General features: G+C 72.3%; 9 protein-coding genes. 7 read left to right on the top strand and 2 right to left on the bottom strand.

The window, feature by feature from the left end; all coding sequences use genetic code 11:
* Both KGQ19_RS18785 and KGQ19_RS18780 read left to right on the top strand, forming a co-directional pair.
* A partial coding sequence (locus KGQ19_RS18785) for a Zn-ribbon domain-containing OB-fold protein (RefSeq protein WP_212010492.1) occupies positions 1–355 on the top strand: 355 nt, incomplete at its 5' end.
* On the top strand, positions 355–1,551 hold the full coding sequence (locus KGQ19_RS18780) for an acetyl-CoA acetyltransferase (RefSeq protein ID WP_212010491.1): 1,197 nt from the start codon (positions 355–357) through the stop codon (positions 1,549–1,551). The genes KGQ19_RS18785 and KGQ19_RS18780, both read left to right, overlap by 1 nt.
* 54 nt (positions 1,552–1,605) lie before the next feature.
* On the opposite strand, the gene KGQ19_RS18775 is transcribed toward KGQ19_RS18780, so the two are convergent.
* The gene (locus KGQ19_RS18775) at positions 1,606–1,998 is read right to left on the bottom strand and encodes a MerR family transcriptional regulator (protein WP_230418906.1); all 393 of its coding nucleotides are present in this window, start codon (positions 1,996–1,998) and stop codon (positions 1,606–1,608) included.
* 59 nt (positions 1,999–2,057) lie between these two features.
* Between KGQ19_RS18775 and KGQ19_RS18770 the strand changes: the two genes are divergently transcribed.
* Entirely contained in the window at positions 2,058–3,047 is a 990-nt protein-coding gene (locus KGQ19_RS18770) for an aldo/keto reductase (RefSeq protein ID WP_212010489.1), read from the top strand.
* A gap of 48 nt (positions 3,048–3,095) precedes the next feature.
* Here the strand turns inward: KGQ19_RS18770 and KGQ19_RS18765 are convergent, their stop codons facing one another.
* Positions 3,096–6,377: an AfsR/SARP family transcriptional regulator gene (locus KGQ19_RS18765; protein ID WP_212010488.1), complete on the bottom strand. Its 3,282-nt coding sequence runs from the start codon at positions 6,375–6,377 to the stop codon at positions 3,096–3,098.
* 69 nt (positions 6,378–6,446) lie between these two features.
* Between KGQ19_RS18765 and KGQ19_RS18760 the strand changes: the two genes are divergently transcribed.
* From KGQ19_RS18760 to KGQ19_RS18745, 4 genes are read left to right on the top strand one after another with little or no spacing between them, the layout of a single operon-like run.
* The gene (locus KGQ19_RS18760) at positions 6,447–7,649 is read left to right on the top strand and encodes an acyl-CoA dehydrogenase family protein (RefSeq protein WP_212010487.1); all 1,203 of its coding nucleotides are present in this window, start codon (positions 6,447–6,449) and stop codon (positions 7,647–7,649) included.
* 53 nt (positions 7,650–7,702) lie between these two features.
* The gene (locus KGQ19_RS18755) at positions 7,703–8,905 is read left to right on the top strand and encodes a CaiB/BaiF CoA transferase family protein (RefSeq protein ID WP_307856450.1); all 1,203 of its coding nucleotides are present in this window, start codon (positions 7,703–7,705) and stop codon (positions 8,903–8,905) included.
* Positions 8,902–9,423, top strand: a complete 522-nt coding sequence (locus KGQ19_RS18750; protein WP_212010486.1) for an FAS1-like dehydratase domain-containing protein — start codon at positions 8,902–8,904, stop codon at positions 9,421–9,423. The genes KGQ19_RS18755 and KGQ19_RS18750 overlap by 4 nt, the downstream gene beginning before the upstream one ends.
* Positions 9,420–9,896 (top strand): hotdog family protein, encoded by a 477-nt coding sequence (locus tag KGQ19_RS18745; RefSeq protein ID WP_212010485.1) that lies wholly within the window; start codon positions 9,420–9,422, stop codon positions 9,894–9,896. Before KGQ19_RS18750 ends, KGQ19_RS18745 begins: the two co-directional genes overlap by 4 nt.
* The last annotated feature ends 29 nt before the right edge of the window (positions 9,897–9,925 follow it).

Raw genomic sequence — 9,925 nt, 5'->3', positions numbered from 1 at the left:
CCCATCCCCCTTCGACGCCACCGCCCACCCGACGGCCGCCTCCGAAGGCACCATCGTCACCTTCACCGTCGATCGCCTCGCCTACTCCCCCAGCCCGCCGGTCGTCTTCGCGGTCGTCGACTTCGACGCCGGCGGCCGGCTGCCGATCGAGCTCACCGACGTGGACGCCGACGAAGTCGGGATCGGCCTGCGCGTGGAGGCCACCTTCCGTCGCCTCAGCACCGCCGACGGCATTCACAACTACTTCTGGAAAGCCCGCCCGATCCGCCGCCCCGAACAGCCTCGGCAACCCCGGCCGCCCCGGCCGCCTGAACAGCCTGAACAGCCTGAACAGCCCGGACAGGAGAACCGCTGATGGCCTCGCACGGCATCAAAGACCGCGTCGCGATCGTCGGCATGGGCTGCACCCGCTTCGCCGAGCACTGGGACAGCGGCGCCGACGAGCTCCTGCTCTCCGCGACCGGCGAGGCCTTCGCCGGGGCCGGGCTCGCCAAGGAGGAGATCGACGCCTACTGGCTCGGCACCGCGCAGTCCGGCATGAGCGGCATCACCCTGGCCCGTCCGCTGGAGCTGGTCGACAAGCCGGTGACCCGCGTCGAGAACTACTGCGCCACCGGCTCCGAAGCCTTACGCCAGGCCGCCTACGCCGTCGCCTCCGGCGCCTACGACGTGGCGATGGCCGTCGGCGTGGAGAAGGTGAAGGACTCCGGCTACCAGGGCCTGAACGCGTTCCCCATCCCCGGTGACGGCACCGCGCGCACCGTCACCGCCGCCGCCATGTTCTCGATGGTCGTCCCGGCCTACGGGGCCAAGTACGGCGTCCCCCCGCAGGAGATGCGCGAGGTCCTGGCCCGCATCGCCGCCAAGAACCACGCCAACGGCGCCCGCAACCCCAAGGCCCAGTTCCGCAAGGAATGGCCGGTCGAGAAGCTGCTCGCGATGCCACGGGTGGCCGGCGAGCTGTCGGTGTTCGACTGCGCGGGGGTGGCCGACGGCGCCGCCGCGGCCATCGTGGTCCGGGCCGAGGACGCCCACCGCTACACCGACAAGCCGCTCTACATCAAAGCCCTGTCACTGGTCGCGGGCAACGGCCTGCCGCTGGGCGACCCGGGCTATGACTACACCACCTTCCCCGAGATCGTCGCCGCCGCCGAGGACGCCTACCGGCAGGCCGGCCTCACCGACCCGCGCCGCGAGCTGGCCATGGCCGAGGTCCACGACTGCTTCACCCCCACCGAACTGGTTCTCATGGAGGACCTGGGCTTCTGCGAACGCGGCAAGGCCTGGCATGACGTCCTGGCCGGGGCCTTCGACCTCGACGGCGACCTGCCGGTCAACCCCGACGGCGGCCTGAAGTCCTTCGGGCACCCGGTCGGCGCGTCCGGCCTGCGCATGATCTACGAGGCGTGGCTCCAGCTGCGCGGCGAGGCGCCGGAAGAGCGGCGGATCAGTACGTTCGGCCGGCGGGAGCTGGCGTTGACGCACAATCTCGGCGGATATCCCGGCGAAATGGTCGGTTTCGTATCGATTCTGGGGACTCAGCAAGGCTGAAATCCTCAGGCGGAAATCCCAGCAGCCGCACTGAAAACCGACGTCCTCATCGCGTCAATCGCGCACACACTCCACCGGCAGCTCGGCCAAAGCCCCCCGGTAGTACGCGATCTTGTCCCGCACCTTCCGCTGCAACTCGATCAGCCGCGTCATCTCCGCCTCGACGTTGGCGTCGTGCTCCTCCAGCAGCGCCAGCCGGTCGGCGATGGTGTCGTCGCCGTCCCGCACCAGCTCGGCGAAGGTGTGCATCTGCGCGATCGGCATCCCGGTGCCGCGCAGGCAGCGCAGCATGTCCAGCCAGCCGAGGTCGTCGTCGGAATAGCGGCGGTGGCCGCCGGCGGCCCGCCGCACCGGCTCGATCAGGCCGATCCGCTCGTAGTAGCGGAGGGTGTCGAGCGAGAATCCGGACATTTCGACAGTCTGCGCCGGGGAGTAGGTCTCCGTCATGACCCCCATCGTAGGAGGGCTTGACCTGGAGCGCGCTCCAGATCCCACGATGGGGCGCCATGGAGTACACGACATTCGGCGGCGCGGCCGGCCCTCAGGTCAGCACGCTCGCCCTCGGCGCCATGATGATGGGCACGACCATCGACGAACCGACCTCGTTCGCGATCCTGGACCGCTTCCGCGAGGCCGGCGGCACCTTCCTGGACACCGCGGACTGCTACGCGTTCTGGGTCGACGGCGCCACCGGCCACGAGAGCGAGGACCTGCTCGGCAGGTGGCTGGCGGCCCGCGGCTGCCGCGCGGAGATGGTGATCGCGACCAAGGTCGGCGCGCAGCCCGACCCGGCGTACTCGGCACCCTGGCCGCGCGACGCCGAAGGGCTGTCGGCACCGGCGATCCGGGCGGCGGCGGAGGGCAGCTTGGCCCGGCTCGGGACCGACCACGTCGAGGTGCTGTTCGCGCACATCGAGGACAAGTCCGTGACGTTCGCCGAGACCGCCGGCGCGTTCGGCGAGCTGATCGGCGCGGGCAAGGTGGCGGTCGCCGGGGTCTCGAACCACCCGACGCCGCACGTGAAGCGGGCGCGCGCCGCCGCCGAGGCGCAAGGCGTCCCCGGATACACGGCGGTCCAGCAGCGGCACGCCTACCTGCGAGCGGTGCCGGGGGCGAGCTTCACCTCGCCGCAGGAGCCCGCCGACGACGAGCTGCTGGCCATGGTGCGCGGCGGCGAGCTGTCGATGATGGCGTACGCGACGCTGCTGGAAGGCTCGCTGGTCCGCGAGGACCGTCCGCTGTCCCGGGAGTATCAGAGCCCGGAGAACCAACGGCGGCTGGAGATCATGTGGCGGATCGCCGAGGAGGCCGGGGTGACGCGCACGCGGCTGGCGCTGGCCTGGCTGCTGTCCGGCGACCCGGCGATCGTGCCGGTCGTCGGGGTGAGCTCGGTGGCGCAGCTCGACGACGTGCTCGGGGCGGTCGACGTGCCGCGTGCGGTGGTCGCGGCGCTGGCCGAGGCGGTCGCCGAAGCGCCTGCCGGGGCCGGCGTCTAGCGGGGGCGGTCGCGAAGGACGGTCGCCGAAGCGCCCGCCTGCCGGCGCCTAATCGGCCGCCCGCTCGTCAACCACCGACCCCCGTGGCGGCACCGGATGCCGCGGCATCCACGCCGGCCACTGCTCGCCGCGGCCTTCCGCCGGCTCGGGCCCGGCCGGGGCGCCGCTGTCGGCGACCACGGCGCCCGGTCCGGCGTCGAGGCCGAGCAGTTTGCGGAGCTCGACCGTGACCGGCGAGGACGTCCCCTCGAACACCGCGTAAGCGTCCTGCCAGGCCGCGCGCGCCCCGGCGGCGTCCCCGCGCCGGTCGCGGATCCGGCCGGCCAGCGCCAGGGCCAGGCCCCGGCCCGGCCGGTCGCCGAGTTCGGTCAGGATCTCCACCGCCTGCCCGGCCGCCTCCAGCGCCTCGTGGTACACGCCCTGGTCGGCGAGGGCTTCGGCCAGGCGCAGGCGTGACCAGCCCAGGCGGCGCTGCTGGCCGATGCTGCGGTGGATGTCGGACGCCTCGCGGTGGCAGGCGGCGGCGCGGTCGGGGAAGCCAGCCTCGCGGAGCACCATTCCGGAGGCGTGCAGGCCGTAGGCCAGGGAGCTGGCGTCACCGAACGCGCGCCGTAGCGTCAGGCCGCGCTCGGCCAGCTCCCGCGCCTCCTCGGCCCGTTGCAGGCGGCACAGGCTCTGGGAGAGGTTGAGTTGTGCCTCGGACAACTGCTCCCAGCCCGCGTCGGTCTGTTCCAACAGGTGCAGCGCCTCGGCTGAGGCCCGCATGGATTCCTCGTCACGCCCGGCGCGCCAGTGGTTCGCGGCCAGTACCGACAGCGCTTCCAGGAGGTAGCCGGGCTCGGGCAGGTCACGGGCCGCCGCCACCGCGGCCGCGGCCTGGATGTGCGCCTCGGCCAGGAACCAGGACTGCGACAGCGAGTGCGCGAGTTCGAACCGGGCGACGACCTCCGCGCGGCGGTTGTCGTCCCGGTCGGCCTCGTCGATGACCACCGCCGCCAGCCGGGCCAGATCCTGGTCGCCGGGGCCGGACTGGCACAGGATGCCCAGCCAGTAAAGGAGATCGGCACCAGCGTCCACGACATCGATGTCGTCGGTCGAGGCGGTCGAGGTCGAGGTCGAGGTCGAGGCGATCGAGATCGAGGCGGCGGAGGCGGTGGGGGCGGTCGCACGGTAGGCCGGGACCGGGCCGTCGTCGCCCACCGTGCCGCCCTGCCGGCTCAGCAAGGCCTGGGTGGCCGCCGCACAAGCGGCTTCCCGCTCCCGCTCAGCCCACTCCAGGCACGCCCCGGCATCGCCGGGGGCGTCCGAGGGCGTCGGCTCGGCGATCAGCCCGACCAGGTTGGCCGCGCAGTGGTTCGCCACGTTCGCCGCCGCGGCGGCGACCCTCAGGTAGTGCCGGATTAAGCGGTCCAGTGCTGTGTGCGGCACATCCGGGCCGTCGATCTCGGCCCCCAACCGCCGCGCGAACATGCGCAGCAGCGCGTGCAGCCGGTAGCGGCCCGGGCTCGGCGACTCGACCAGGCACAGGTCGACCAGTTCCTCCACGAGGTCTTCGGCTTCCAGATCGGTCCGGTCCAGCAGGGCCGCGACCGCCTCGACGCCGATGTCCGGGCCGTCGGGCACGGCCAGCAGCCGGAAGGCCCGCGCCTGTTCCCCGTGCAGTTGCTCGTAACCGAGCCGGAAGGTGGCCTCCACGGCCAGATCCCCGGCCCGCAACTCGTCCAGCCGCCGGGCCTCGTCACACAGCCGGCCGGCCAGCGTCTCGGCGGTCCAGTGCGGCCGGGCGGCCAGCCGCGAGGCCAGGATCCGCACGGCCAGCGGCAGATGCCCGCACACGGCCACGGCCCGCCGCACCGCCGCCTCGTCCCCGGCCACCCGCTCCGCTCCGGCGACAGCCCTGAACAGCGCGAGGGCTTCGTCAGGCTGGAAGGCGCCGAGTTCCAGCATGCGCGCTCCGGGCACGCCGGTGAGCCGGGAGCGGCTGGTGGCCAGGACCGCGCAGCCGGGCGTGCCGGGCAGCAGGGGGCGGATCTGCGCGGCGTCGCGGACGTCGTCGAGCACGATCAGCACGCGCCGGCCGGCCAGAGTGCTGCGGAACAGCGCCGTGCGCTCCTGCACGGTGTTCGGCACGGCGCCGGGATCGGTTCCCAGGGCCCTGAGAAAGCCGCCGAGGACGCCGCCGGGATCGGCCGGTTCGCGGTCCGTACCGCGCAGCGCCGCGAACAGCTGGCCGTCGGGGAACCTGGCGGCGGCCAGGTGCGCGGTGTGGACCGCGAGCGTCGACTTGCCCGTGCCGCCGATGCCGGACAGCACGGCCAGGGGCATCGCGTCGCCGGGCTTGATCAGGTCCAGGAGCTGGCCGGACCAGGCGGCGCGGCCGGTGAAGTCGGCGACGTCGGCGGGGAGTTGCGCGGGGGCCGCCGCAGTGGCAGGGACCTGCGAAGGGGTGTCGGGGTAGGACGGCGCGGCGGAGGCCGGATTCTCGGGCTCGGCCGCGACGACGGTCTGGGCTTCGCCCCGGATGCCGCCCCGAGTGCCGCCCGCGGCGCCGCCGCCGCCGGGATCGGGGCCGTCGAGCCCGGCCATCACCTGCCGGTGCAGCAGCTGAAGGTCCGGCCCCGGATCGACGCCCAGTTCCTCGGCGAGCGTGCGGCGGGTCTGGTCGTAGACGGCCAGCGCTTCGGCCTTGCGTCCGCTCCGGCTCAGCGCGAGCATCTGCAACTCTCGGAAACGTTCCCGGAGAGGGAACTCAGCGGCCAGGGCGGCCAGCTCGACGGTGACCGCCGCATGCCGGCCGACCTCCAGATCCAGCGCGATCCGGGCTTCCAGCGCGGCCAGGCGGCGTTCACACCACTGGGAGCGCTGGGCGGTCGCGAAGGGGCCGGTCAGCCCGGCCAGCGGTTCGCCCTGCCACAACTCCAGGGCCTCGTGCAGCCGGCGGGCGGCGCCGGCCAGGTCGCCGGCGGCGCGCAGGCCGGCCGCCGCGCTGTGCCCGGCTTCGAAGGCCAGCGCGTCCACCGCGGACGGGTCGACGCTCAGGGCGTAGCCGCCGGCCACCGAGCTGATCGGGTCGGCGTGGTCCTCGGCCACGGCCAGCACCCGGCGCAGGCGCGAGGCGTAGGTGCGGATGGTGCTCAGCGCGCCTTTCGGGGCGGTGTCGTAGCCCCACAGGGCTTCGATCAGCTCCTCGGCCATGGCCGCCCGGCCGGGCCGCAGCACCAGCAGGGCCAGCAGCTCGCGCTGCTGGGGCGAGCCCAGATCCAGCTCGCCGTGCGGTCCCCAGCCGCGGACCGGGCCGAGGACGCTGAACCGCCACGCGCTGTCTGCCACCCGGGCAGCTTACGCGCGCCGCCGGCGAGTATTGATCTGACACGCCGTCAGATATATGTTCACCGCACTATGGACTTCGACTTCACGCCCGAGCAGCGGGCCTTCGCCGCCGACGTCGAAACCTTCCTCGACACCGAACAGGTCCCCGGTGACACCAGCGTCTTCGACGTCACCCGGGAGAACATGGCACAGATCGTCGACACGCCACCGCGCCGGGCGTTCATGAAGAAGATGAGCGAGCGGGGCTGGCTGGGCATCACCTGGCCCAAGGAATGGGGCGGGGCCGAAGGCGACGGTGTCTACGAGTACCTGCTCAACGAGGCCCTGGCCCGGCGCGGCGCCCCGCAGATCGGCAAGGGCGTGGGCATCATCGGCAAGACGATCCTGGCCCACGGCTCGCCGTCCCTGCGGCAGAAGTTCCTGCCGAAGATCCTGCGCAACGAGGTGGAGTTCGCCGTCGGCTACAGCGAACCGGACGCCGGTTCCGACGCCGCGTCGATGAAGCTGAAGGCCGAGCGCACCACCGGCGACGGCGTCGACGGCTGGATCCTGAACGGCCAGAAGACCTGGACCACCTCCGCGCACTTCGCCGAGTGGTACTGGGTCGGCGCGCGCACCGATCCCGAGGCCCGCAAGCACTTCGGCATCACGCTGTTCCTGGTGCCGCTGGACCACCCCGGCATCACCGTCCAGGGCATCTGGACGATGGGCGACGAGCGCACCAACTCAGTGTTCTTCGACGACGTCTTCGTCCCCGACGACCACCGCGTCGGCGAGCTGAACAAGGGCTTCCAGTACATCTCCGAGGCGCTGGACCTGGAACGCTTCACGATGTTCACCTACTCCCCCATCGCCGCCCGCTTCGAGCTGCTGGTGGACTGGCTGCGCGGCGCCACGGTCGACGACGAGCCGGTCCGCGCCGACCCGGTCACCCGCCGCCGCGTCGCGCGCCTGGCCACCGAGGCGGAGGTGGCCCGCCTGCTGGGGCTGCGCGTGGTCGCGGCCTCCACGAAACCGGGCCCGCCGCCGACCACCGAGGCCAGCGAGTACAAGCTCTACGCGACCGAGCTGTCCCAGCGTGTCGCGGACACCGCGATGGACCTGGCCGCGCCCGGCTCCCAACTGCGGGTCGGCACCGAGGAGGCGCCGATGGGCGGCCGCTCGGAGTCGACGTACCGGTACACGGTGCTCGACACCATCGGCGGCGGCACGTCGGAGGTGCAGAAGAACATCATCGCGCGGCGGCGCCTGGGCCTGCCGAAGAACTTCTGATGGCTCGCGGGAGCGACACAACCGGCGGTGCTGCTGGCGGCGGAGCGAACGACGTGGCAGGCGGCGTTACAGCCGGCGGCACCGCCGAAGCGGCCGGCGGCACCGGCGCGACCACGCCACTGCTGGCGGGTGTTCGAGTCCTGAATCTCGCCAGCGTGGGTCCGGCGGCGCGCGCCGGGCGCTGGCTGGCCGACTACGGCGCCGAGGTGATCAATGTCGGCGCGGTCCCGTCGCGCGGCGCAGTCCAGATCACCCCGGTCTTCCACGCCTACAGCGGCCACCGCGGCATGCGCCGCATCCTCCTGGACCTGAAGTCCGACCACGGCCGCGAAACCTTCCTGCGGATGGCCGAGCGCGCCGACGTCGTGATCGAGTCCTTCCGCCCCGGGGTGACCGACCGGCTCGGGATCGGCTTCGAAACGGTGCGCGGCCGCAACCCGAAGATCGTCTACTGCTCGACCACCGGCTTCGGCCAATCCGGCCCCTGTTCGCAGTGGGCCGGGCACGACCTCGACTACCTCGCCGTCAGCGGCTACCTGGCCGTCGGCGAACCCGGCGCGCGCGGCAACCCGGCACTGCCCGGGGCGACGCTCGCCGACAGCGCGGGCGGCGGCATGCACGCGGTGATCGCCATCCTCGCCGCGCTGGTGAAGGGCGAAGGCGCCTACCTGGACGTCTCCGTGGCCGACGGCGTCCTGTCCCTGATGTCCCTGGCAGTGGACGAATACCTCGCCACCGGCAGCGAACCCGGTTATCAGCACTCGATGACCTCCGGCCGCTACGCCTGCTACCGCACCTACCAAACCGGCGACGGCCGCTGGCTCGCGGTCGCGGCCATCGAGCCGAAGTTCTGGGCGAACTTCTGCCGCCTGCTCGGCCTGGAGAAGTGGGCCGCGCACCAGACCGACGACGCGGTCCAGGACCAGATCCGCGCCGACGTCGAGGCTGTGCTGGCGTCGAAGGAGCGCGACGTGTGGATCGGGATCCTGTCCGGATCAGACACCTGCGTTGCTCCCGTCCTGACCGTCTCAGAACTCTGTGAAGACGCTCAGTACCAGGCGCGGGGCGCGTTCGCGGAAGCGGTCCACCCCGAGCACGGCGACCTGCGCCAGACCGCGCCGCTTCTGGCCGGTATGGCTCGCCCGGAACTCCCCTATCGACTCCCGTCCGGCACCCACAGCCACCGACTCCTGTTGGAAGCCGGATTCACCGAAGCCGAGATCAAGGAACTGCTGGAAGAAGGCACCGTAGCGTGAGCGACGAGCTCCCCGAAGATGTCATAACCCTCATCGACCAGACCGTCCACGAGGAGACCGCCGACTTCCCCGTGGAGCGCGGCTACGTCTGGACCGCCTGCGCCTCGGTCGAGAACGGCAACCCGCTCTACTGGGACGAGACCGCGGCCGCCGAGATCACCGGCGGGCCGATCGCGCCGCTGTCGATGCTCTCGACGTGGTTCCGTCCGCACCACTGGGCCCCCGGCCGGGACGAGCCCAAGCTGCCGCTCCAGGTGCACTTCGACCTCAAGAAGCGGCTGAACCTGCCGGAGGCGATCATCGCGGAGTTCACCACGGTGTTCCACGAGCCGGTCCGGCCCGGGGACGTCCTGACCACCTGCCAGCGGCTGCGCTCGGTCAGCCCGGTCAAGCGGACCAAGCTGGGCCGGGGCCGGTTCTGGACGATCGACGTGGAGTACCGGAACGTGCGCGGGGAACTGTGCGGCGTCGAGTCCTACACCGGGTTCGGCTACAACCGGGAGGAGGCGGCCGCATGAAACCGCAGCTGACTCTGGACCAGATCGCCGCCGGGGACGCGTTGCCGGTGCTGCGCTACCCGGTGTCCGCGACCACCGTCGTGCTCGGCGCGCTCGCCACCCGCGACTGGCGCCCGATGCACCACGACCACGAGTTCGCCGTCACCCGCAACGGCGTGCGGGACATCTTCCTGAACACCCCGAACCAGGCCGCCTGGTTCGAGCGCTACCTCACCGACTGGACCGGGCCGCACGGCCGCCCCGGACGCATGCGCTTGCGGATGAAGGACTCGGTCTTCCCCGGCGACGAGATGGTGATCACCGGCACGGTCACGGCCGTGGCGGTGGACCAGGCCGGCTGCGGCTGGGCCGAGGTGGAGCTCGACCTGGCGGTCGGGCAGGAGTCCAAGACCGGCTGCTCGGCGCGCGTCGCCGTGCCGGTCTCCCCCGACGACAACCCGTGGGCGCGGCGCGGCGAGCGCTGGCGTCCGTAGTGAGTGCGACCCCCGGCGAGTGAGAGAAG

This window comes from Catenulispora pinistramenti (genome assembly GCF_018274385.1).
Lineage (GTDB): Bacteria > Actinomycetota > Actinomycetes > Streptomycetales > Catenulisporaceae > Catenulispora > Catenulispora pinistramenti.
The sequence above is the reverse complement of the archived record's forward strand: the minus strand, read 5'-3'. Positions and strand labels throughout refer to the sequence as shown.

Excerpts from the sequence above, each read along its gene's own strand:
- KGQ19_RS18780 (WP_212010491.1), top strand. The coding sequence starts at position 355 with ATGGCCTCGCACGGCATCAAAGACCGCGTCGCGATCGTCGGCATGGGC.
- KGQ19_RS18775 (WP_230418906.1), bottom strand. The coding sequence starts at position 1,998 with ATGACGGAGACCTACTCCCCGGCGCAGACTGTCGAAATGTCCGGATTC.
- KGQ19_RS18770 (WP_212010489.1), top strand. The coding sequence starts at position 2,058 with ATGGAGTACACGACATTCGGCGGCGCGGCCGGCCCTCAGGTCAGCACG.
- KGQ19_RS18760 (WP_212010487.1), top strand. The coding sequence starts at position 6,447 with ATGGACTTCGACTTCACGCCCGAGCAGCGGGCCTTCGCCGCCGACGTC.
- KGQ19_RS18745 (WP_212010485.1), top strand. The coding sequence starts at position 9,420 with ATGAAACCGCAGCTGACTCTGGACCAGATCGCCGCCGGGGACGCGTTG.